Source organism: Nannocystis sp. RBIL2, from assembly GCF_026626745.1.
Classification (GTDB): Bacteria; Myxococcota_A; Polyangia; order Nannocystales; family Nannocystaceae; genus Nannocystis.
In genome coordinates this window covers 3087627-3110601 of record NZ_JAPNJW010000001.1, presented here as the reverse complement: position 1 = coordinate 3110601, position 22975 = coordinate 3087627, and the positions used below count along the sequence as shown (strand labels likewise).

The 22975-nt window shown below is 70.8% G+C and carries 17 protein-coding genes; 5 read left to right on the top strand and 12 right to left on the bottom strand.

Translation table 11 applies throughout. The annotated features are described in order from the left end of the window. Positions 1-41: 41 nt before the first annotated feature. Both OV090_RS12170 and OV090_RS12165 read right to left on the bottom strand, forming a co-directional pair. Entirely contained in the window at positions 42-1739 is a 1698-nt protein-coding gene (locus tag OV090_RS12170; RefSeq protein WP_267703767.1) for a hypothetical protein, read from the bottom strand. A 12-nt stretch (positions 1740-1751) separates the two neighbouring features. Then, positions 1752-4151 (bottom strand): alkaline phosphatase PhoX, encoded by a 2400-nt coding sequence (locus tag OV090_RS12165; protein ID WP_267703766.1) that lies wholly within the window; start codon positions 4149-4151, stop codon positions 1752-1754. A 343-nt stretch (positions 4152-4494) separates the two neighbouring features. Here OV090_RS12165 and OV090_RS12160 point away from each other — a divergent pair, with 343 nt between their 5' ends. Next, positions 4495-5610 carry a hypothetical protein gene (locus OV090_RS12160; protein WP_267703765.1) on the top strand — a complete coding sequence of 372 codons (1116 nt, stop codon included), beginning with the start codon at positions 4495-4497 and terminating at the stop codon, positions 5608-5610. 336 nt (positions 5611-5946) lie between these two features. On the opposite strand, the gene OV090_RS12155 is transcribed toward OV090_RS12160, so the two are convergent. The 4 genes from OV090_RS12155 to OV090_RS12140 all read right to left on the bottom strand — a co-directional run bounded on the left by OV090_RS12155 (position 5947) and on the right by OV090_RS12140 (position 9320). Then, entirely contained in the window at positions 5947-6837 is an 891-nt protein-coding gene (locus tag OV090_RS12155; protein ID WP_267703764.1) for a haloalkane dehalogenase, read from the bottom strand. Further along, a complete protein-coding gene (locus tag OV090_RS12150) occupies positions 6834-7670 on the bottom strand; it encodes an RNA polymerase sigma factor (RefSeq protein ID WP_267703763.1) in 837 nt (278 codons plus the stop codon). The genes OV090_RS12155 and OV090_RS12150 overlap by 4 nt, the downstream gene beginning before the upstream one ends. Positions 7671-7771: 101 nt before the next feature. Further along, the gene (locus OV090_RS12145) at positions 7772-8773 is read right to left on the bottom strand and encodes an MvdC/MvdD family ATP grasp protein (RefSeq protein ID WP_267703762.1); all 1002 of its coding nucleotides are present in this window, start codon (positions 8771-8773) and stop codon (positions 7772-7774) included. A 364-nt stretch (positions 8774-9137) separates the two neighbouring features. Further along, positions 9138-9320 (bottom strand): hypothetical protein, encoded by a 183-nt coding sequence (locus OV090_RS12140; RefSeq protein ID WP_267703761.1) that lies wholly within the window; start codon positions 9318-9320, stop codon positions 9138-9140. A gap of 293 nt (positions 9321-9613) precedes the next feature. On the opposite strand from OV090_RS12140, the gene OV090_RS12135 reads away from it, so the two are divergent. The 4 genes from OV090_RS12135 to OV090_RS12120 all read left to right on the top strand — a co-directional run bounded on the left by OV090_RS12135 (position 9614) and on the right by OV090_RS12120 (position 16758). Then, entirely contained in the window at positions 9614-11083 is a 1470-nt protein-coding gene (locus OV090_RS12135; protein WP_267703760.1) for a hypothetical protein, read from the top strand. 349 nt (positions 11084-11432) lie between these two features. Further along, a complete protein-coding gene (locus tag OV090_RS12130; RefSeq protein WP_267703759.1) occupies positions 11433-11885 on the top strand; it encodes a hypothetical protein in 453 nt (150 codons plus the stop codon). 424 nt (positions 11886-12309) lie between these two features. After that, a complete protein-coding gene (locus OV090_RS12125) occupies positions 12310-13272 on the top strand; it encodes a hypothetical protein (RefSeq protein ID WP_267703758.1) in 963 nt (320 codons plus the stop codon). 183 nt (positions 13273-13455) lie between these two features. Beyond that, a complete protein-coding gene (locus OV090_RS12120) occupies positions 13456-16758 on the top strand; it encodes an NACHT domain-containing protein (protein WP_267703757.1) in 3303 nt (1100 codons plus the stop codon). A gap of 12 nt (positions 16759-16770) precedes the next feature. On the opposite strand, the gene OV090_RS12115 is transcribed toward OV090_RS12120, so the two are convergent. From OV090_RS12115 to OV090_RS12090, 6 genes are all read right to left on the bottom strand, one after another. Further along, a complete protein-coding gene (locus OV090_RS12115) occupies positions 16771-17070 on the bottom strand; it encodes a hypothetical protein (protein ID WP_267707098.1) in 300 nt (99 codons plus the stop codon). 48 nt (positions 17071-17118) lie between these two features. Further along, positions 17119-17847, bottom strand: a complete 729-nt coding sequence (locus OV090_RS12110) for a hypothetical protein (RefSeq protein ID WP_267703756.1) — start codon at positions 17845-17847, stop codon at positions 17119-17121. Positions 17848-17863: 16 nt separating this feature from the next. After that, positions 17864-18922, bottom strand: coding sequence for a hypothetical protein (locus tag OV090_RS12105; RefSeq protein ID WP_267703755.1), 1059 nt, complete (start codon positions 18920-18922; stop codon positions 17864-17866). Between the two features lie 135 nt (positions 18923-19057). Then, positions 19058-19474, bottom strand: a complete 417-nt coding sequence (locus OV090_RS12100) for a hypothetical protein (protein WP_267703754.1) — start codon at positions 19472-19474, stop codon at positions 19058-19060. Positions 19475-19639: 165 nt separating this feature from the next. Then, positions 19640-20968, bottom strand: a complete 1329-nt coding sequence (locus OV090_RS12095; protein WP_267703753.1) for a restriction endonuclease subunit S — start codon at positions 20966-20968, stop codon at positions 19640-19642. Then, positions 20965-22836, bottom strand: coding sequence for a class I SAM-dependent DNA methyltransferase (locus OV090_RS12090; protein ID WP_267703752.1), 1872 nt, complete (start codon positions 22834-22836; stop codon positions 20965-20967). Before OV090_RS12090 ends, OV090_RS12095 begins: the two co-directional genes overlap by 4 nt. Positions 22837-22975: the final 139 nt, after the last annotated feature.

The window sequence follows — 22975 nt, the reverse complement described above, 5'->3', positions numbered from 1 at the left end:
ACGCGGGCAGCCGCCTGCGCTGAACCGGCGGACGCGGGCAGTCACGGCGTCGCGGTCGCGGCCGCCTGTACTTCGGGCCAGGCGAGCTGCAGGCGGGCGTCGAGCCAGCGGGTCTCGGCGGCGGCCAGCTCGGTGGCCTTGCTGCCGATCTCGCGGTGGACGTTCTCGGCCGGGGCGAGGGTGGCGTCGCGGCCGCGGGTGAACGACTGCTCGCGGACGATCAGCCAGTAGGCCTTGTCGAGCGCGAGGGCGCGGTCGCGCGAGGGGGCGAGCAGCCAGGCGAGGTCGCGGTCGCCTCCGGGGGCGGCGCGGCGGACCTCGGTCTCGTCGAGGGCGCCGCCGGGGAAGAAGCGGGCCAGCATCTCGGCGTTGGCGCGCAGCTCGTCGCCGCCGCCGACGCGGCGCATGTAGGTCAGGTACTCGGGCTCGGCGTGGCCGGCGGCGGGCACGTCCGTCAGTCCGCGCAGGTCCTGGTACTTCCAGCCGCGCGCGCCCGGCAGCTTGCGCGGGAACGAGAAGGTCTGGTCGACGGTGATGCCGATGCCGTTGTGGCAGCCCATGCAGAAGCGGTGCTCCTCGGCGGTCTGGAGGCGCAGGCGGCCCTGCTCGTCCTCGATGAAGCCCTGCAGCTGCCAGCCGAAGTCGCCGAGCAGGCCGACCTCGGGCGAGCCCTTCCAGCGCGGCAGCTGGCCCTCCTGGCGCGAGTCGAACTCCTCCTCGTAGGCGCGCAGGATGGCCCAGCGGTCGAGCTCGTCGACTTTTTTCGCGTAGCGCAGCTCCTTCATGCGCGCGGCGACGAGGCCGGGGACGTCGGGGTCGAGGTAGCGGACGCTGTGCAGGAACTCGGTGCCCTCGGGATAGACGCCGCGGCGCACCGGCTGGCGCGCGGCGCCGCCGAAGTAGTGCGTCGGCAAGCCGCGCAGGACGGTGGCAGCGCCGAGCCGGCCGTCGCGGTCGAGGTCGACGCCGACCACGCGCTCGTCGAGCGGCTCGGTCGGCCAGGCGAACCCTGCGGGTAGCTTGGCCGGAGCGGCGACCGCGGCCTCGAGCACCGCGAGGTTGAGCTTGTAGATGTCCTCGGAGACATGGCCTTCAGGACCTGTCCTGAAGGATGGCGGCAGGCGAATGAAGGCGTCGCCGGCGCTGCCGTTGGTCGGCCAGAAGGCGCCGACGAACGGCTTGTAGGCGTAGGTCCGCCACATGCTGCCGTCGCGCGCGAGGCCGTCGGGGCCAAAACCGGCGGCGAGGTCGAGGTCGGGGACGTAGCCGGCGAAGTCGCTGCGGCCCTGCAGGGCCTCGCGCAGCGGGCGGTAGTTGTCCTCGCGCACGTAGCGGAGGACGTCGTCGTCGGCGATCGCGGCGAGGGCCGGCCGACGATCGACGAAGAGGTTGGTCCAGTGGTTGACGCGGCCCTCGTCGGAGAAGGCGTACTCCTCCTGCAAGTGCCAGTCGTTCATGCCGTTCGGATCTTGCGAGGCAGTATGACAGGCGTAGCAAGGGTTGGAGCGCGCGCCGGTCCGCGTGTAACACTGCGGCGGGATCGAGGCCTCGGCGTTGCCGTCCCGCAGGCCGGCGGCGCGCGCGACGGCCAGCGGGTCGTGATGCTCGACAGTGGTGCGCGCAGGCGCGGCCGCGGCCTCCGAGCTCGCGCGGTCGTACAGCCACCACTGCCCGGCCGCGAGGCCGAGCAGGGCGAGCGCAGAGGCGAAGTGGAAGCCCTGGCCGTGCATGCGTGACATGTCCCGAAGTTCCTACGGAGTGCCGGGCCAGGCCGAGTAGACGGCCTCGCCCGGGTGCTGGACCGAGAAGAACAGCGTGCGCATGTCGCTGCTCAGCGCCGGACCGGTCGCCTCGCTGTCGCTCGGGCCGGCGACGACCCGCAGCGCCTTGCCCCACGTGGGATTGACGATGCCGGGCTCGCCCGCCTTGTGGGCCGGATCGAGGTCGAGGTAGTAGACCGCGTCAGCGTGGCCGCTGACGCCGAAGTTGCCGTCGGTGCCGAACCAGACGCCGCCGTTGCGATCGATGACGAGGTTGTCCGGGTCGGCGGCGTCGAACACCCCGTCGCCCTCGCTGCCATGGAAGGCCTTGAAGTAGGTGAAGGTCAGCGAGCTGCCCGGCTTGTCCGGGTCGGCCTCCTGCATGGCGAAGATCGTGCCGACCGCGTCGCTGCGCTTGGGCGCCTTCTCGGCGTATTCGTCGGGCGCGAACAGGACGCCGTCACCGTCGAGCGCGGTCTGGCCGCCGTGCTTGGTGAAGGCGACGTAGAGCCGCGGGGTGCCGCTCGGGTCGTTCGGGTTCCACTCGAGATCCTCGGGCCGGTTGAGCTCCATGACCCCGAGCTTGTTGCAGGTGGTGAACAGCACCCGGCGCACGTCGTCGTCGGTGGCGAGGCCGCCGATCGCGTTCCACTCGGCAGACTTCAGCGCGGCGCCGACCTTGGTGCCGGCCGGACCGGCGGCGCTGCCGGCGTTGGGGGCGTCGTCGGTGGTGTTGTCGACGGAGAGGCGGATCCACCGGCCCTGGCCCGGATTGGCCTCGGTCGGCGCGACGCCGCCGGCGAGCTCGGTGCCGGTGGTGTTGTCGAGGTCGGCGAAGTGCGCGACGTAGAGGTCGCCCTCGTCGAGCAGCGCGCGCGCCTCGGCCTTCGTCATGTCGGCGGTGTAGGGGTTTTTGGAGACGAACTTGAAGATCCGCCCGCTGCGGCGATCGTCGCCGCCGTAGATCACGAGCGGCTCGCCGACCAGCGGCTTCCACTCGCCGTCGACCGCGAAGGTGGCGTTCTCCCAGCGCGCGCGGCCGATTGCGCCGAGCTTGCGGTGGCCGACGCCGGGGCTGCTTTTGCCGTAGAACTCGTCGGCCGGGGCGCCCGGATCGATCTCCACCAGATAGCCGTAGAGGTCGCGCGCGTGCCTGGCGTTCGGATCGGGCGAGCGGCCGAACTCGCTGCTGTCGCTCGCGGCGACGTCGAGCGCGATGTCCTGGCCGGCGTCACAGCCGGCGCCGGCGACGAACTGCTGGCCGTTCCAGCAGGTCTCCATGTCGCCGTAGTAGTCCTGCACGTTCTCCTCGGCGGTGAGGACGGTGCCCCACGGGGTCTGACCGCCCGAGCAGTCGCCGAGGATGCCGGCGACGACGCCCTCCGGCAGATCGGCGCCGGCGTCGTCCTTGTCGCCGCTGAGGCCTGCGAGGCCGGTGATCTTCGTGAGGGTGGCGCTGGTGGAGTCGTAGCGGACTGCGGGGCGGCTGCGGTCGAGCGACCACTCGCCGCTGGCCGGATCTTGCACCGCATGCAGCCAGGATCCACCGAGCTGCCGCTTGTACTCGGCGCCGTAGGTGATGAGCGAGGCGTCGTCCCAGAGGTCGCCGCCGACGTCGAGCGCGAGCAGCTCGAGGCGGTAGAGGAACTGGGCGAAGGTGAGGTGCTGGCCGTCGGGGGCGGAGGTGCTGGTCGGGCTGCTGCCGGAGATGTACTCGTGATTGACCCACAGCCACGCGCCGCTGCCGCTGCCGTGCCACTGCGGGACGGCCCCGGGCGCGTCGTTCCAGCCGTCGCCGAAGTAGGCGATATAATCATTGTTGGCGCCGAACCGCGGCGACTCGGGCTGGTCCTCGTGGCCGAGCGGGTCGAGCCAGCGCACGAGCACGTTGTGGCGCAGGCCGGCGATCACCCGCACGGTGTCGGTCGAGGCGGGCGCGAGCGGGAACTGCAGGCCGATCGGCAAGCTGTCCGTCGCGACATGTCCCGTGAGCGTCTTGACCAGGCCGGCGATGTCGGTCGCGCCGGTGCCGAGGTCGTCGGCGAAGTGCAGGGCGACGACGCTCGAGCGCGGGGCCCGATCGAAGTCGAGGCCGGGGTCGCCGGGCTCGCCCGGATCGCCGGGGTCGCCAGGATCGCCAGGCTCACCAGGCTCACCAGGGTCGCCGGGCTCGCCGGGCTCACCGGGGTCGCCGGGCTGGCCAGGCTCCCCCGGCTGGCCGGGCTGGCCGGGCTGGCCCGGTTCGCCGGGCTCGCCGGGCTCACCGGGCTGGCCGTCGGTGCCGGCGGTGTCGGTCGCGGCGGCGGAGTCGTCGCCGCACGCGGGCGCGACGATCAGGCCGAGCCACAGAGCAGGATGAGTGAGGCGGAGCGTGAAGCGAGTGCGAGGCATCGAGGTCTCCTGCCGTCGAGCGAGCGCCGGCGCGGGGACGCTAATGCTCGAACATGACGCCCGGCCGACGCTCTGCGGGAGATTGGGCGACGATCGTGTCAACTACCGCGCAGGTCAGGCGACAATGCGGGCAGCTCGGTGACGGGAGCTCGACGCTGCGTCACGGATCCGTGACAGCGGCGCGGGCGCCGGCAGCGAATGGTCATTGATGATAGTGCATCGCTGAGGATCTCTGATTGATGGGAGTGGCGCGATGCCGGGGGTCGGCGCGGGGGCGCGGCTGGCGGTATCGCGCGTGGGGGAAGCCGGCGCCGGTGCTTCGAAACGGCGTACACTCGCGGGCGTGAGCGCGGAGGAGCTGCCGGAGGAGCTGCGACAGGCGGGTGATTCGCCGCTGGACCTGGCGCTGATGGTCGATCGCGGGCTGCGGTGGTGGCACAGGCTGTGCGCCGAGCCGCGGCTGCGGGCGCTGACGCTGCGCTGCGATCTGGGCGGCAACGAGGAGGAGTTCGCGGCGCTGGCCGAGGCGATCGCGGCCGTGGGGCTGCCGCCGCGGCTTCAGCGGCTGGTGCTCGATCGCCGGCGGCACTGGAGCGACCGCTGGGAAGACGTGCTCGAGCTCGACGAGGCGAGTGAGTCGCTGGGGCTGGAGATCGACGACCCGGGCGACGTGGCGCCGATCCTGGCGGCGCTGCAGGTCATGCTGAAGCGCGCGCCGGAGTTACGGCGGATCGCCCTCGCTAGCAACGGCCGCGGGCGCAACGACCTCGATTGGGCGCTGGAGCTGGTGGTCGCGGCCGGGCCGTGGCCGCAGCTGCGCTCGCTCGCGCTGACGTGCGACCGCTCGCACGAGCGCGACTGGGTGCAGTGGGTGGCGACGCGGACCATCGCGCGGGTGCTGGCGCAGTGCCCGGCGCTGACGATGCTGAGCCTGCCGCGGGCCGAGCTGTGGTTGGATGCGCTGGAACACGCGACGCTGCGCGAGCTCGAGATCGGCTGGCTCGGGTCGACGCCGCTCGGCCCGAGTGATCGGCGCGACTGGGGCCCGGGACCGACGCCGCGCGGGTCGGGGATCGAGTTCCTGCGCGAGGCCCGGCTGCCTGCCCTCGAGCGGCTGGCGATCGACTTTCAGTACGACTGGTACGTCGGCTGGCAGTCGGCGGACTTCGAGGCGCTGTGCGCCGCGCGCGGGCTGCCGCGCCTGAGGCACGTGGAGCTGCGCTACTGCCTGCAGGGCGACGAACTGCTGCGCGGCTTGCCGGACGCGCCGTGGGCAGGCGGGCTCGAGCGACTGGAGCTGCCGGGGACGGAATTCGATGAGGCGACAGTCGCGGCGCTGGTGGCCGCGAAGCCGCGGCTGGGGCGGCTGAGTGAGCTGTGGTGCTTCCGCCCGTACCAGCTGGCGGACGAAGCGTGGCAGTCGCTGTGCGCGACGTACCAGGTGCACAAGCCGGCGTGAGCGCGGACGGGCGGACATGTCCTCATGGACATGTCGACCGAGCGCACGTCGTATGTCGATTCGAGAAAAATAAGGTGCTGGCCAGAGGTCCCGCGACGTCGGGCTTCGACGAGGGATATGCATAGGACCCGGGGGACATGAGGCCGTTCGCCGCGGACCTCTGGCCGGCACCGTGCGGGTATGGTGTCTCCCGCCCGTCGACCAATTTCTCGCGGACTCATTTTTTCGCCCGGGCCGGCACAGACGGGTTTAAACAAGAGATTATGTCCGAAGAGCCAGGTCGATGCCGACGGGTGCGCTGCGGCCGCTCCTGCGTTCCCCGAGCGCGCGGCGCGGTCACTCGGGCAGGCGCGACAGCCAGTCGGCGAGGCCGCGGCCGATCGCGTGCGGATGATCTTCTTGTACGAAGTGCAGGCCGTGACCGAGCTCGATGACCTCGAGCCGCGGCAGATGAGCGCGACACCAGCGGGCGACGGCCGCGGGGATCAGGACGCCGGGTTCGACGGTGAAGAGCAGCTTGGGCAGATCGGAGCGGCACAGGGCGTCGCGGTAGCGCTCGACGCGGGCGACCACGTCGGCGGGCTCGCCGGCGATCGGCAGCTCGCGCGGCCACGCGAGCACGGGCCGGCGCGCGGCCCGGTCGAGGAAGGGGGCACGGTAGTGCTGCAGCTCGGCGGGCGTGAGGCCACGGACCACGGAGGCCGGCAATGCCTGCTCGACGAACACGTTGTCGTCGAGCACGAGCCGCTCGCCGACGCCGGGGGTGCGGAAGGCCTGAAACATGGCCCGGCCAGCCGCGGGGAAGTCGTCCCAGCTCGGCATGGGCGTGACGATCGCTTCCATGAAGGCGAGGCCGCGCACGAGCTCGGGGTGACGCATGGCCCAGTCGAAGCCGAGGGCGGAGCCCCAGTCGTGGACGACGAGGGTGATCCGCCGCAGACCGAGCGCGGCGATGAAGCCGGCGAGGTAGCGAGCGTGATCGTCGAAGCGATAGGCGATGTCGGGCTTGTCGGAGTCGCCCATGCCGATCAAGTCGACGGCGATGCAGCGACCGAGGTGGCGCACGTGCGGGAGGACGTTGCGCCACAAATAGGAGGAGGTGGGGTTGCCGTGAATGAAGAGGATCGGGTCGCCCTCGCCCTCGTCGACGTAGGCCATCCTGGCGCCGAGGACATCGATGGAATGCTTGGTATAGGGGAATTCGGGGGAAATGGCGTGAGTGTTCATGAATGCTCCGGTGCGGGGTGATGCAGGGTGCCGAGGATCCGCCGCAGGTCGGCGACGAAGTCGCGGCGGCTGTGGACCTCGGGCTCGCGGCGATAAAAGGCGGTGACCCGCCGCGCCTCGGAGACCGAGGCGATGTGGCTGCGCAGCTGGACCAGGGTGTCGCCGTCGATGTGGCCGATGCGCGGGTCGACGCGGCCCAGCTCGGTGGCGCGCGCGAGCCGGCGGTGGCAGGCGCACGGGGCCCGCGAATCGACGACGCCGCAGGTGCGGGTCAGGAATTCGGTGAGGGCCGCGCGGGCGCGGCTGAGGCGCTTGCGATAGGTGGCAGGCTCGATGTCGAGGATCTCGCCGGCCTCGGCAGCGGACAGCTCGAGCAATTCGCCGAGGACGAAGGCGATCCGGTGATCGCCGTCGAGGCAGTGCAGCATGGCCCGACTGCAGGCGAGCTTGATCTGCTGGTAGAGGACGCCGTCCTGGACGCGCTCGACGGCGCCGTCGTCCCGGCCGTCGGCGAGCTGCTCGGCGAACGCGGGGAAGCTGTAGCGCGCAGCGGCGGCCCGCTGCTCGCGGAAGTCGAGGATTCGGCGCACGGCGATCCGGAAGGCCCAGGTGGTGAACTTCGACTCGCCGCGGAACTGGGCGAGGCGGGTGACGATGCGCACGAGCGACTCCTGAGTGGCATCCTCGGCGTCGTCGCGGTCGAGCAGCATGCGCCGGGCGATGGCGTGGATCGGGCCCTGGAGGCCGCGGACGATCGCCTCGACTGCGGCCGCGTCGCCGGCAGCAGCGAGGGTGACTGTCTCGGCGTCGATGTCGGGAGGTTGGCGCGTCATGGTCACGGCGGATTAGACCGCCGCGGCGACGTCGTCGTGACCGGAAAAAAAACACGGCGACCGATCGGTCCGCCGTAGCAGAAGGTCGAGGCCGCGCCCGGTCAGTGGCGCGAGATTCGCGGCGGTGCGCGGCCGAGGAGGAGGTCGGCGACTGCGTTCGAGATCGGGGCAGTGTCAGCCCACACGAGCTGCTCCAGCCAGGAGAACGAGCCGAGCGGGTTGACCTCGAGGAAGACGTGGCGCCCCTCGGGGGTCAAGATCAGATCGACGCCGCCGAATTCGAGGCCGAGGCGGTCGAGCAGCCGCAGCAGCTCGTCTTCGAGCTCCTGCGGCAACGCGTGCGGGCGCCAGGTGCCGAGGATCGGCCCCTGATCGCGGCGCCAGTCGACGCGCGCGCCGTCGGCGAGCTGCGAGTCGACGGCCGCGGTGAAGACCCGGCGGCCGACGATGGTCACGCGCAGCTCCAGCGCCTTGGGCACCCTCTCCTGAAAAATCATCGGACAGAGATGGAGGCCGTCGAGCGAGGCCAGCTCCTCCGGGGTGACGACGCTGGTGTAGACGCTCTCGAGCTCGCCCTCGCCGTCCTCGCGGACGAACTGCGGGACGACCATCTTGGTGACGAGGCCGCCCGGGCAGGACCGCGCGAAGGCTCGCACCTCCGCGGGGTCGTTGCTGATCAAGGTGGCGGGGATCGCAAGGCCGAGCTCCTGGGCCAGCTGCAGCTGGAACGGCTTGTTCTCGGCCCGGCGCACGATCTCTCGCGGGTCGAGCTGAAAGCAGCCCAGGCCGGCGAGCATCGCCGTCGTCGTCGCTTCCGCGGCCTGCACGGAGGTGCGGTGGAATTCGGGCTCCATGGCCGGCAGGGCGGACCCCTCGCGGAAGCCGCGAAGCCACACCGCGGAGATCGAGCCGAGATCGATCGGCTCGTCGCCCGCACGCAGGACCGCCCCGCGCGAGTCGCCGTACGCGAGCGAGAGGCTGGTCGCGCCAGGGAAGGTGTCGGTGTCGAAGCGGAGCCATCGCGCGCCGCGAGCAGCCAGCGCTGCGGTCACGCTCGGGATGTCGTCGCGATAGTCGCGGAACGCGACGATCAGGACCGTCATCGGCGACCTCGCGGGGGGTGATGATGGCGCGAGCTTCACGGTGCTTTGATTCGCGGGGTCAGGCGGCGATGGGCCATTTGCCTCCGCCCTCGCCGGCCCGGACCCCGGTCTTCACCCGCATCGGCCGCTCAAGGTATCGCGCGAAGAACGGGACCGAGGGTGGGGAAGGAGGAGCGGCCGTCGGCTGCTCGCGGGTGAGGTTTTGCTCGTGCTCCAATTCCTGTGGCTTCATATTCGGCTCCATCGTCGAACCATTTTCCCACGCACGAAAGACGCGTCAAGCTCGGCGCTGGCGATTCTTGCGGCCGCGCAATTTCGGGTCGCGGGCGCCGGGCTCCATCGCCCAGGGCACGCCGAGAACAGATCACGCGCCGAAGGGCCATTTGCCCCCGCGTCCCTCGCCGGCCTTGACGCCGGTCTTGAGCGGGAGGCAGCGCTGGAGATAACGGGCGAACAGCGGGGTGGCGGAGGCCCGGGCCGATGCGGGGGAATCATCGCGCGACGTCGGTTCGGCCGGCTGTGATTCGGGGGGCTCGGATGGCTTCATTTGCTGCATTGTCATCCTCATGGCATTGGTCATTGTTCGCGCCGGAGGTGAACGCGTCAAGCGCGATGCTGTCGGCGGGCCGCGAGCGCCGCGACGAGGGCGCAATGTCCGGAGAGCTCGCCGCGCGCTCACCCGACCGAAAGAGCGCGTATGGGCGATCGCTCGGGCGCTCGCGCAGTCCGCGGGCGCAGGGCCCTGCGGCGCGCGCCGTCGCCCGCGGCGACGTGATAGCGTGCGCGCCGGGGGAGCGGCGGACAATGCAGCGATGGGCTCTGGGTGGGTTGGTGTGTTGCGTGGGCGTGATGGGCTGCGGCGACGACGGGCGCGCCGACTCCGGGTCGGCGACGCCGAGCGCGGGCACGACGACGGCGCCGACGGGCGCGACGAGCGAGGGCCCGTCGACCACCGCGAGCACGACGCCGACGACGAGCACGAGCGAGGGCGAGTCCGAGAGCGCCGCGGCCTCGACCACGAGCACGACCGCGCCGACCTCCGGCGAACCGACTGCGACCACCGAGCCGGCCGGGTGCGGGGCGTGCAGCGAGCCCAACCAGCAGTGCGTCGACGACCTGTGCGTCACCCTGTGCCAGGGGCAAGAATTAGATCCCTGTCCGGAGGGACAGGTGTGCGACGTCATCTCCGGCACCTGCCACGCGCTCGCCGACGCCTGCACCCTGGCGGGCGCGAGCGAGGCGTGCGGCGACAAGCAGTGCGGGCCCGGCAGCGTGTGCGACGGCCAGGGGGCCTGCGTGCCGGTGGCGCCGTGCGCGGACGTGGCGTGTACCAGCGCGGGCGCGTGCTGGGGGGCGGCGTGCGCCTGCGACCGGCCGATCGAGTGCCAGGACCCGAGCCTGGAGCAGCTCAACGGGCCGTTCGCGGAGAAGATCATGGGCATCGACTTCGCCGACGACTGCACCGCGTGGATGGTGACGCTGCGCAGCGGCACCGACTACCTGCGGCGGCTGCGGCCCGACGGCGAGCTGACCGAATGGCCAGGTGTGTCGAACCTCGACATGGGCGAGGTCAAGGTGCTGCGGCGGCTGACGATCCCGCAGCTGCACGAGGTGCCGCCGGTGGCCTCCGGGCCGGTCGCGCCGCCGCAGCCGGTCGAGGGCCTGGGCGAGGTCGCGATCACGTACACGTGCATCGGCGGCTGCTTCGGCGACATCATCCAGGGGGTCGCGCGGCTGGTCGAGGACGACCCCGACGATCCGCTGCCGATCGTCATCCCGGCGACCGAGACCATGGGCGGCGGGCCGTTCATGGCGCCGGTGGCCGACGCCGGGCCGCAGGGGCTGACGTGGGGCGAGGACCGCGTGCTGTACGTCGGCAACAGCACCGCGAACGGCGAGTACAACACGGCCGACCTCGTGCAGGCGACGGTGGCGGTGGTCCACAACTTCCCGGCGCGCGTGACCGCGTCGGCGCCGGTGAGCCCGGCGCACCTGCTGGTCGCGGTCGAGGGCGGGGCGCTGTACCGCTACAACGTGATCACGAAGGAGTCGGAGCTCGTCACCGAGCTCGGGGCCCACGTCACGGGGCTCAGCCATGACTCGTTCTCGGGCCTCGTCTACGCGTCGATGTCCTCGCTCGAGGTCCTGGCGGTCGAGCCCTTCACCGGGGTGTTCGAGGTGTTCGCGACCATGCCCGACAAGGGCCGCGTGGCGGTCAGCCCGAGCGGCAAGCTCTACTACGTGCCCGCGAAGTACCTGCAGGCGCAGGAGGGCATGATCCAGAGCTGGGACCTGCCGGCGGCGATCTGACAGGCGGCCGCGCGGGCGCGGCGAGGTTGAGGTGTCTCACGGGACATGACCCTCCGGGCATGGCGGAAGGGCAATGCGGTGAGCGGACGAGCAGGCGCCGGCCGCTGACGCGACGGACGAGCGACCGCTCGCGCTGGACCATGCCGGTCGCGCGAGACGAGTCACGGAGCGACGCCGGCTGCGCGAGGCGGGCGGCCGCGAGAGGCTCGACCGCGCTGCGCGGCATTCGTGCGGCGATCCGGCCCGGCCTGTGCGGCGCGGCCGGGAGGCTCGCGGAGAGGCGGCCAAGGCCGCTTGCGGGGCTGAGGGACGGCGTCATGTCTCAGAGTCGACGTCGTGCGAGGACCTCATGGGCCACCACCTTCTCGTGTACGGAGTGTTCGGCTGGTGCGCGGAGATCCTGTGGACGGCGTTGTCGGCGCTGATCACCGGCGTGCGCGGCGATCTGGGCGACGACGTCGGCCTGCTGAAGCTGAGCCGTGAGCAGCGCCTGCGGCTGCTCGGTCACACGTACCTGTGGATGTTCCCGCTGTACGGCGTGGGCGGGCTGCTGTTCGAGCGGGTCCACGAGGCGATCCGCAGCTGGCCGTGGCTCGGGCGCGGGGCGCTGTGGACCGTGCTGATCTTCATCGTCGAGTACGTCGGCGGGGCGGCGCTGTGTCGATTGACCGGTCGCTGCCCGTGGGACTACAGCTATTCGCGGTATCACCTGCACGGGCTGATCCGGTTCGACTACGCGCCGGTGTGGTTCGCGTTCGGCCTGGCGCTCGAGCGCGTCCACGACGCGGTGGCGGCGATGTGAATGGCGTGACCGCGTCCGACCGGGCGCGCGCGAAGGCGTCACCACGGCAGAGCAAGGGCGCGCGCGGACGCCTGCTCGCTACAGTTGCCCGCGGCAGATCGCGCGGGGCCGCGAAACCGCAGATACTGCCGAAACCGAGGTAAGCCCCGCGAGCAGCGAGCAGCGTGCATTCTCCGGATAGCTCGCATTGCCCCACACCGACGTGTGCATGTGTTGCGCGCGTGTCACGGCCGAGCCCGCTGCGCGTTCGACGGGCGTCGCAGACGAGGGCGCAGCCGGGGCTGTTGTGATTATTCACCGCGTAAGGAAAAAGTCATGCAAACGGCGGAGATGGCGAAACACGTTCTATATGTCTCAAAGAACACATCGCACATTGCGATCCCGCGCGTGGTCGGCGGCGGCGGCGTGATGTACCCTCGCGGCCATGCAACTCTCATTTCTTGTGAAGACGCCGGTGATTCCTCTGTTCGTGGCGCTGCTCGCTCCGCTCGGCTGCGGTGACGACAAGGGCGGCGACACGGAGACCGGCGTAGCGACGGACACGACGCAGGGCACGCAGGGCACGCAGACGATGGGTCCGACGACGGAGACTGCGGGCACCGAAACCACGCCCGGGACCGAAACCACGCCCGGGACCGAAACCACGCCCGGGACCGACACCACGCCTGGCACCGACACCGAGAACGTGCCGACGACCGCGGGCCCGACGACGGAAGACCCGACGGCCGGCGGCAACGGCCAGTTCTGCCAGGAGGAGTGCGCCGGCGATGCGGACTGCACGCTGGGCGGCGTGGACATGGGCTACACCTGCCAGAACAGCCGCTGCGTCAACGACTCGCTCACGTGCTCGACCGACACGCAGTGCAACGCGACCTTCAGCGGGTGGGTCGTCGACTGCGCGGCCCAGGCGGACTGCATGATGGGCTACGCCTGCGTCGACATCGGCGAAGGCGTCGGCAAGTGCGCCGTCGTCCCCAGCGACTTCATCATGTGCGAGACGCTGACGTTCGAAGAGGTCATGGCCGACCCGATCGAGGGCGGGGCGCAGATCGCCGTCTGCGGCAAGACCGGGGTCAAGTGCGACAACGGGGCCTGCATCGACCCGTGCGAGGCCAACACCGATTGCCCGGCCCAGACCGGCCACCCGGTGTGCAACGCTGGCACCGGTCGCTGCGAGTGCGGCACCGACGACGACTGCGCGGCGTCCGGCGTGCCCGGCTACACCACCTGCAACAGCGGCGTCTGCGGCTGCGCCCAGGACTCGGACTGCGCCGGCACGATGTACTCCGACAAGTGCTACGAGGGCACCTGCGGCTGCTCGACCGTCGACGTGTGCCAGAATGCCCAGGCGTTCGACGGCACGATGAAGGTCTGCGAGGGCGTGTGAGCCCGGGGTCGCCGGTCGGCGCGGCGTGACGCCCCGCCGTCCGGCGGCGATGGCATCGGTGCACGGAGCGTGCACCGATGCCATCGTTCGCGTGAGTCTGTCGAGCCTGCTGCTCGGCGGGAGTCGTCGGAGAGCGGAGCGGCCGAAGCTTGGCGGGCCGGGCACTGCTTGACGACTCGCGTCGTGACGTCGCATCTTCGTGCGATGATGCGCGAATCCACGCGAGAGCGGCGACTCGTCGAGCTGTTGACGACGCTCTTCGAAGCTCGGGAGCTGATCCAGCTGCTGTCCTTGAGCTCGGAACTTCGCGTGCTGGTGCCGGACCTGCCGTCGCCGCCCGCGTCACGGCGGGATATCGCGTTCGCAGCGGTGCGGATGGCAGAGGAGCGCGGCCTGGTGGGAGAGCTGTTCGCCGAGTTGAAAACTCATCGCGCACGTCGTCAATCCGAGATCGCTGCGTTCGCCGAAGAATGGCCCGCGGTGGGGCAGATGGACGCCCGGCGCGACGCGACGATCCGGCACTATCGCGCGGTGATAGGAGCGGTGGCCGGCTCGATAAGGGTCATCGGGCTCCGGCATGGACACGCACAGCCAGAAGGGCGGCTGGAGCATGTGTTCGTGCCGCCGAAGCTGCGGCGCCGCTGGGGTACGCCGCCCTGGACAGTGGAGCGGCTGCTCGCGCACTTGCTGGCGCCGGTGCGAGGGACCGCCCGCGTCGTGATTCTCGGCGAGCCTGGCGGCGGAAAGACCACCCTGTCGCGGTTCTTGGCGCTGGTGTTCGCAGGTGGGGCGCGAGTCCCCGGGATCGACGTGCCTGCCGAGGTCGTCCCGCTTCATGTCGCCCTGCGCGACTATGTCGACGCCTGCAGCCAGCACCCGCAGATGTCGCTGTTGGGATACCTCGCGGAGCGCGCCAAGGGGCTCGGCGCGGCGGTGAGCGAGCGGGAGCTCGAGGAGCTGAGCGAACGGGGACGCACGGTGTTGCTCGTCGATGGTCTCGACGAGGCGGGCGGCGCGACTTCTCGCGAGAAGTACCGCGATCGCGTCGTTGCGTTCTGTGCGAAGTACCCGCGTGTTCCGGCGGTGATCACAAGCCGAATGGTCGGATACGACGAGGTACCACTGCCATCCGGCGACGGGGGGTTCCTTCGGTTGGCGATCGAAGGCCTGCGCGATGACGATCTGCCGGAGTTCATGTCCCGTGCATACGCGGCGCTGGTCCCGGAGGTGGAGGGCCGCAGCAGTCGTGGTGCCACAGATCTGTTGGTGAGCGTCGCGGCGGATCCAAGCGTCCGCGAGCTGGCCAGCAACCCGCTGCTCGCGGGGCTCATGGTGCTGATCCATCACAACGAGTCGCGGTTGCCTGCAGAGCGGGTCGCTCTGTACGAGTCATGCGTTCACACCCTGCTCCATACCTGGCCGGCGGCCCGAGGCAAGTCGTTCTCCGCGATCGACATCGATCACCAGCGTCGGATGCTCGAGCGGCTGGCTGTCGAGGTGCACATGGGGCGGTTGCGGGAAGGCGCGACGCCTCATCTGATCGACCAGGGGGCCCTGCTCGATGCGCTGGAAGGTTATCTGCGCCAGCTGGATCCCGAAGCCCGCGAAGTGCGGTCGAGAGTACGGGACTGGATCGAGTTCCTCGGCGAGGTCTCCGGGCTCGTCGTGGAGGCCGCGCCTGGTCGCCACGCGTTCGTCCATCGCGTCCTCCAAGAGTACTTGATGGCTTGTTGGCACGTGCGAGCGGACGTCGATCCGACGGAGACGCTGCTCGAGCGGTCGACCGACGCGCGCGAGCATGAGACATGCCTGCTCACGGTCGGTCTGCTCGCCGGGGATGAAAGGCGTTGTGCTCGGCTGTTCCAACGGGTCAAGGAACGGAGCGACACGCCGCGCGAGGTGTGGTCGTTCCTCCTGGCGTGTCTGCTGGAAGAGGCGAGCTTCGACTACGCTGCAGTCGAGGAGATCTTCGCGCAGGCCGTCGCGCCGATGTGCGCCGCAGAGGCGCCGCTTCGAGAGAAGGGCGCTGTGCTCGCGCGTCTTTGGCGGTTCAGCCGACGCCATGGTACGCATCTGCGACGGTGGTTTTCCCAGCGAGTCACAGGTGAGTCCGTCCATCTCGCCTCATGGGTCGCCTGGATGTGCGCCGCTGCCGGTGAGGTCGAGTCGACGCTTTGCGCGCTCGGTGCCCGAGCCGACAAAGGCAGCGCGGCGATCGAGCTGGCGGTGCGGATGTGGCCGCTCCCGACGAGTGAGAGGTGGCCGCTGTCGAAGGTATGGCTGGCGGAGATAGCGCGGTGGGCGTGGTCTCAGCTCGATGTATCGGCGGTGCTCGAGTTGTTTCGCGGACGACGGTGGCGCGCGAGCGAGGTGATCGGGGTGGGGGTCATGGCGCTGATGGCAGAGGGCGACTCGTGCGTGCGTGCGGGAGCGGCCTTGCAACTCGTGCTCGACGCTCTCCTGCTCGAAGACGCGGTGACCGCTCGTGGTGTACGATCGTCTCTATGGTTGCGAGTGATGCCGGGTGAAGTGCTCTTGCCGCTCGCCCGTGGGGGGCCGATGCGGGTCGCAACGCTCTACGGACTGGGTCCGAGACCGACCGAGGCGCAGCATCATCGGTTACCGGAGCCTTGCCTCGTGCACCGGCTGACGCACTTCGTCCCATGTCTTGGCCAGGGAGGGACGGTCGAGCTCGATCTCCTAGCCGATCATAGGATGGGCAGCGTTCACGGGTTCAGTTATCTCGCCGGCCCCAGCGCTTTGACGCCTGAAGATTTCTGGTCGAGTCCGTATGCTTTCGAGGGTGTTGAAGAGGAGCCGGACGAGTATGGCGACGTCGCGGTGTTCGACTATGGCAACTCATATCCGCTGAAAGAGTTCAACCTCAATGCGGCCTACCATCTCGGCCAGCAACTGAACATCTCTGTGCTCGAGGGGAGCGCCGAAGTCCCGCGGCCCGACGCATGTCGGGCGCTCGACGGCCACAATTTCGTGCTGGGCATGGCGTGTGCGCGCGAACAGTCCGAGGAGCCCGTCGAGGCGACCGTCCGGCTGCTGGCGATCCACGCAGGGCACGTGTTCGCGGCCGCGGAGGTGTTCGAGGGCAACGCCGACTTGCAGCGCCACGCGTCGGTCATCCGGCAGCAGCGCGAATGGGTGCTACAGAACTGGCTGGCGCTCGAGCGACAGGGCGGTGGGTCGAGCGAGCCGACCATGCTGGCGCTGTACTTCGCGCTCGGGTGGACGCAGTCGTTGTCGACGGGGACGTGGCCTGGGAGCGCGCGCTGGCGCGAGCTCCTGGGAGGAGCTCCGCCGGTGCACTGGTGGCCGCGGGTTCAGTGGCATTTGTGTTGGTTGTTGCACGTCCCCGAGGACACGAGCCACCGGAGAGCGTTCGCCAACGCGCTCGCAGAAGGGGAGAGCGACGCTTTGTACGGCGGTCTCGCTCGGGCCTTCCGAGCGGCGTTGGGCCTGCGGGATTCGTGAACCGCAGTGGTTTTACGCGCGGTAGAGCGGGAAGAACTGGAAGGCCCGCGGCCACTCGGCGCGCGGCTTGAAGGCGAGGGCCACCTCGGCGCCGTCGAGGGCGGACTCGGTGATGACGACGAAGTCGCCGGCGGCGCGGGCGGCCGCGAACTCGGCGTCGCCGACCTTGCACACGACCTTGCGGAACGGGCCGGCGAGCCACTGGGCGACCTCGGGCTCGTCGCGGAAGCGCAGGTAGGCAGCCAGGGAGGCGTGGGCGCAGGCGACCATGGCGAACCCGAGCGGGACGCTGGCGCGGATCAGGATGTACATCTTCACGGGTCGATCCTCCGCACGAGGTGTCCGAAGAGACAGGCGCGCTCAGGGGCGCGCGCGCAGGTCGTCGGGCGGATCGGCGAGGAGGAACATGCAGCCGTCCTCGGTCAGCTCCGGGGGCGCCGACAGGGGCATGGTCGCGTCGAAGCTGACGAGCTGGCCGCCGGCGTCGAGCTCGACGTGGACCTTCGCCGTCAGGCCGTCGAGGACGGCGGGGTCGGGGAGCTCGTCGGGCGGGATGATCGGGACCACGCCGAGGACGCCGCCGAGGACGTCGTCGCAGCCGACGTAGTAGTAGACCTCGCCACTGAAGAAGTGGCCGGCAGGGTTGATGTCGTAGCCGTCGACGTCGACGGTGAGGTCGAAGACCACCGAGTCGCCGGTCGGCTCGTAGCCGCCGAACTCGGGGTAGAGGCCGAACATCCACGAGCCCTGGCCGCCGCACTCGAGCGGCAGGGTGACGCCCTCGGCGAGCTCGGCGTGCTGGTAGTCGTAGAGCGCGAGGAAGGGCGCGGGAGCGTCGGCGTCGAAGCCCCAGCAGTAGCCGGCTTCACCGGTGGTGCTGCTGGTGGTGGTCGTGCCGGGGTCGCCGGTGGTCGGCGCGTCGGTGGTGGCGACGGTGGTGGTCGAGGCGGTCGAGGTGGTGTCCTCGCCGGTGCTCGTGCTCGTCGATTCGCGGGTGGTGCCGGTGGTCGCGTCGGTGGTCGCGCCCTCGTCGGGCGTGCACGCGGAGACAGCGAGCAGGAGCAGGACGTGCCGCGAGTTCGAGCGCATGAGGCATGATACGCGCTCACGGACCCGGGTGCTGGAGGATGACGCCGACGTGCGGCGGCATGCCGGCGAGGTTGCCCCCGACTGCGAAGCGCGGCCCCGCGGCGAAGCCGAACGCGGCGTGGAGCAGCAGGTTGGTCGGGCTCGGCTCGGCTTCGGGCTCGAGGTCGCCCGCGGTGACTCGCAAGATCTGCCCGTTCGAACCGGTGATGAAGCCGTCGCCGTCGCTGTCGATCCACACGCCCGAGAGGCCCGGTCGATCGAGCGTCGCGCCCGTCCACGCTTGACCGTCCCACCAGGCCAGGCGCGCGTTGGCGCGGCCGCCGACGGCGAGGCGCGCGTGGGTGGGGCCGCTGACGCTGATCAGGTCGGCGATCGAGCCGACGTCCTGCTGCGTCCAGGCGGCGCCGTCGTACTGCAGGACGACGCCGAGGTCGCCCACCGCGGTGACGTCGGTGACGCCGGTGCCGACGATTTTAAAAAGGGCGTGACAGTCGTCGGGGAGCGGCGGGAGTGACTCGGGAGTCCAGGCGTCGCCGTTCCAGCGCAGCAGCGAGGGGCCGCCGACGAAGCCGTCGCCGCCGACGCTCCAGATCGCGTCGGGGCCGGCGCCCCAGATGCCCCACAGCGGGACGTCGACGCCGGTGGCGATCGTGGTCCAGGTGTCGCCGTCGCGGCGGATGGCCACGCCCGCCTCGCCGACGGCCCACAGCGCGTCGCCCACGCCCGCGAGCCAGTGCAGGCGCGTCGTGCCCGGCGGCAGCGCGAGCTCGGTCCAGGCGGCGCCGTCCCAATGGAGCGCGAGGCCCTTCGAGGTCGGACCGACGCCCTGGCCGCCGACGGCGATCACGTCGTCCGCCTGCGGGCCCCACACGCTGAACAGCGCGCCCTGGTCGACGCCGAGCTCAAGCGCAATTTGCCAGCCCGCTGGCTCGCCGGTGGTGGGCTCGGTGGTGGTGGTGGGGCCGGGGTCGGTGGTGGTGTCGCCGGTGCCGGTCGTGGTGGCGCTGGTCGAGGTGGCGGAGGGGCAGGCGCCGAGCAGGAGCACGGCGACGCAGGCGCGCGGACGGGCGAGCATGCGGGCGACTGTAGCGCGGGCGCGAGTAGTCGGGCAGGGGATCGTCGCTGCGCGGACGCGACCTCGAGCGATCGTGGCACATGTCCCTACGGACATGCCCACAAAGACATTTTTAAAAAGAAAGAGCCGGGCGCGTCAATCGGCGCCGCGGCCGATCAGCAGCTGCAGCGGGGTGCGTCCGGTGGCGCGGGGCAGGCCGAGGACGCAGGCGAGGCCGAGCACGATGTCGACGACGGCGATCAGGGCGACGATCCGGCCGGCGGTGGCGGGGAAGTCGAGGCTGAAGGCGAGGAAGAAGAAGCTGATGCGGCTCCACCCGCTCCAGTAGGGGAACGTGCCGTAGCGGCGCAGATCGGTGGCGGACAGCCACAGCACGAGGGCGCTGAACAGGGCCAGCAGGGACGGCAGCCACAGCCAGAACGGCGACGGCGGGGGCACGATGCCGAGCAGCGGCAAGAACCCGGGGATCAAGAAGGCGGCGATCATGCTCGCGTTGAAGAGGGCGCAGATCCGTACGAGCTTCTCCATCGGTGAGCCTCCGCGAGCGTGCATGGGGCCACGATACCCTGGTCGCGCGCTGCGGGCCAAGGGGAGCGGCGACGCCGGGCCATGCGCGACATGTCCTCGGGGACATGTCGCTCGCGGGCCCCGCTCACGGGCGCAGACGGGGCGCGAGGCGCGACATGCCCTTGGGGACATGTCGCCCCGATGCCCCGTTCACGGGCGCAGGCGGGCCTCGGCGGACATGAGGCGGAGCAGCAGCTCGTCGCGGGTGGCGACGAGCGAGGCGCGGAGCTCGTCGCAGGCGCCGATCTTGGCGAAGTAGGGGGCGGTGAGGGCGTCGAAGGCGTCGCGCATCATCACCGGCGGATACTCGACGACGACGGTGCGCATGTCCTTGAGGGTGACATGGCCGAGGCCGGTGGTCTGCTTGGCGCGGGCGAACGCGAGGAGCCGGGGCTTGAGGCTGCGCAGGAGGCCGAACAGGTAGGCGCGGTCCTCGGGGCGCTTGGTGGCGACCTTGAAGATGTGCTGGTTGAGCCAGGCGGGGCCGCCGAAGTAGAGGAAGGTGTCGATCGAGGTGTCGGGGTTGCCGGACCAGGACAGCAGGAGGTCGCCGCGGTCGATGCGGCGGGCGTTGTCGCGGCCGACGCAGTAGCGGGTCTGGCGGGTGATGCCCTGCTTCAACTCGCCGATCTTGATGATCGGCAGGCCCTCGCCGGCGGGGCTGAAGTCGGTCATGCCGAACGCGCTGCCGTTCTGGAACTCGGCCAGCTCGGTCAGCGGGAGCAGGCGGTAGGCCAGCGGGAACCGGCGGTCGCCCTCGACGGTGAAGGCCGGGGCGAGGCGGCTGTAGAGCGCCTCGTCGACGGTCGGGTGGCGCAGGCCGTTCTCCTTGTCGGCGGTCGGCGCATGGTCGATGAACCATGTGCGAAAGAGCAGGTCGATGACCTGGACGAGGACGGCCCGCTGGTCGTCGCACAGGCTGATCCGGCGGTCGAGGGCCGAGAGGGCGCTGGCGATCGACCGCTGCTCGGCGAGCGGCGGGAGCAGCAGCGGGGTCTGGCGCAGGGTGCTGAGGTTGGTGTGCGGGACGCCGGCGGCGATGGTCCAGTTCTCGACGTAGCGCTGGACCTCGGGCGAGCGGCACCAGTAATAGACGTACTCGGGGTCGGCGCGCGCTGGGTCGCAGGTCAGCTTCATCTGGCTCTGCGACAGCAAGAAGCGCCGCCACGGCAGGTCGTCGGGGACGAGCCCGACCTGCGAGACGGTGCCGCGCTGGGTGAAGATGACGTCGCCCGGACAGGCCTGCGAGCGCCGCAGGGCGTCGGCCTTGCTCGGGAGCACGAACACCAGCTCGTCCGGGTAAAAGCGCCGCTCGCCGTGGCCGAGGTTGCAGCCGCGGATCACCGGCACGCCGTCGGGGTCGTCGACGTAGTCGGCCTGGGTGAGGTCGGAGCCGAACGGGCCGCCGGCGATCGCGTTGTCGCTGTCTGCCTTGATGGCGTCGAGGGTGCAGCGCACCCAGTGGGCCGGCGCGCTCACGGGACCTCGACCCGCGCGAGCGCGTCGGCGATCTCGCGGTCGAGCGCGGCGGCACGATCGATCTGGTCGAGCAGGTCGCGGCGCAGCGCGGCGAACTGCTCGGCGAAGTCCGGCGCGGCGTTGGCCGCCTCGGCCGGTCGCACGTGCCGCGTCGGCGCGAGGATGAACTCGTGCTCGGCGAGGGTCGGCAGGTCGACGGCGCAGCAGCGGCCGGGCACGTCGGCGTATGGCTTTTGCGACATGCCCTCAGGGGCAGGTGCTCCGCGCCAGGCGTGGTAGAGGCCGGCGATCTCGGCCAGCTCCTCGGGGCGCAGGGCGAGGTGGGTGCGGTCGAGCATCGCGCCCATGTCGCGGGCGTCGATCATGAGGATCTTGCCGCGGCGGTCGCGGCCGCTGGCCTTGTCGCGGGCGAGCAGCCACAGGCACACGGGGATGGCGGTGCTGTAGAACAGGCGGGCGGGCAGGGCGATGATGCCGTCGACCAGGTCGGCCTCGACGATCCGGCGCCGGATCTCGCCCTCGCGGCCGCCGACGGTCAGCGAGCCGTTGGCGAGCACGAGGCCGGCCAGGCCCTTCGGCGCAAGGTGGTAGAGGATGTGCTGCACCCACGCGAAGTTGGCGTTGGCGTCGGGCGGCAGGCCGAAGCAAAACCGCGGGTCTTCGGCCAGCGCGGTGGCCCCCCAGGCGCGCGCGTTGAACGGCGGGTTGGCGAGGATGTAGTCGGCGCGCAGGTCGGCATGCAGGTCGCGCATGAAGCTGTCCGAAGGTTCAGCTCCGAGGTCGCCCTCGATGCCGCGGATGGCCAGGTTCATGCGGGCGAGCCGCCAGGTGGTCGGGTTCGACTCTTGACCGACGATCTTGAGCTCGCCGCGGTGACCGCCGTGCTCCTCGAAGTAGCGCTCGCTCTGCACGAACATGCCGCCCGAGCCGCACGCGGGGTCGTAGATGGTGCCGCGCGTCGGCGCGAGCAGGGCGACCAGCAGGCCGACGACGCTCGGCGGGGTGTAGAACTGGCCGCCGTTGCGACCCTCGGCCGAGGCGAAGCAGGTGAGGAAGTATTCGTAGACGCGGCCGAGGACGTCGTGGGCTTTGCGGCCTTGGGACCCCAAATCGGGGATGTCGTCGAGCAAGTGCAGCAGCTCGCCGAGGCGCGCCGCTTCGAGGCCGGGGCGCTGGTAGATCTGCGGCAGGATCCCGCGCAGCGTCGGGTTCTGGGCCTCGATCGCGGCCATCGCCTGGTCGAGGTCGCGGCCGAGCAGCGGCGAGCGAGCCTTGCCGAGCAGCGTGTCCCAGCGCGCCGCCGCAGGCACCTTGAAGCCGCGCGTCGGCGGCGGCTTGGCGCCCGCGGCACGCAGCGGCGGACCGGCCTCGCCGACGAACTTGAGGAAGAGGAGGCCGAGCACGACGTGCTTGTATTCGGCCGCGTCCATGTTGCTGCGCAGGCGGTCGGCGGCCTGCCACAAGGTGGCTTCGAAGCCGAGCTCGCCGCGGGCCTGCGTCTTGGCGCCGCGTCGCTTCGGCGGCGCCCCCGGTGCGCCTGCAGCCGGAGGCGCGGGGGCCCCCGGAGCCGCAGGTGCGGGCGGGGGCGGGGGCGAGCGGCGCTCGATGAACAGCAGGCGATCGATGAGGTCGGCCGGATCGCCGTAAGCCTCGCGGAGACCGACGAATTCGCAGATCTCGCGCAGCTCGAGGACGCTGAGTCGCTCGAGGAAGCCGCGGAACTGGTCATAGCGAGCGGTGCAGAGCAGATCGATGAGTTGGCCCCGCTGGCGCTGCGCGGGCTCGGGGATCTGGAGGACGCGAGCGAGCTCGATCAGGCGCGGCGTCTCCAGGGCCGCGAGGATCATTTCGTGGCGTGAGAAGAACATGAAGCGGGTGCCGTCCGGGGAGGGAGCGCGCCGGCGCCGGGCGCGGGGGCGTGACGCAGTTCAGGGCCGCAGGCCGTGGGGGCCGTGGGGTTGTACGACATTTCGGCCCCGCTTGTGGCGCGGGCTGCATCCGGCGTCG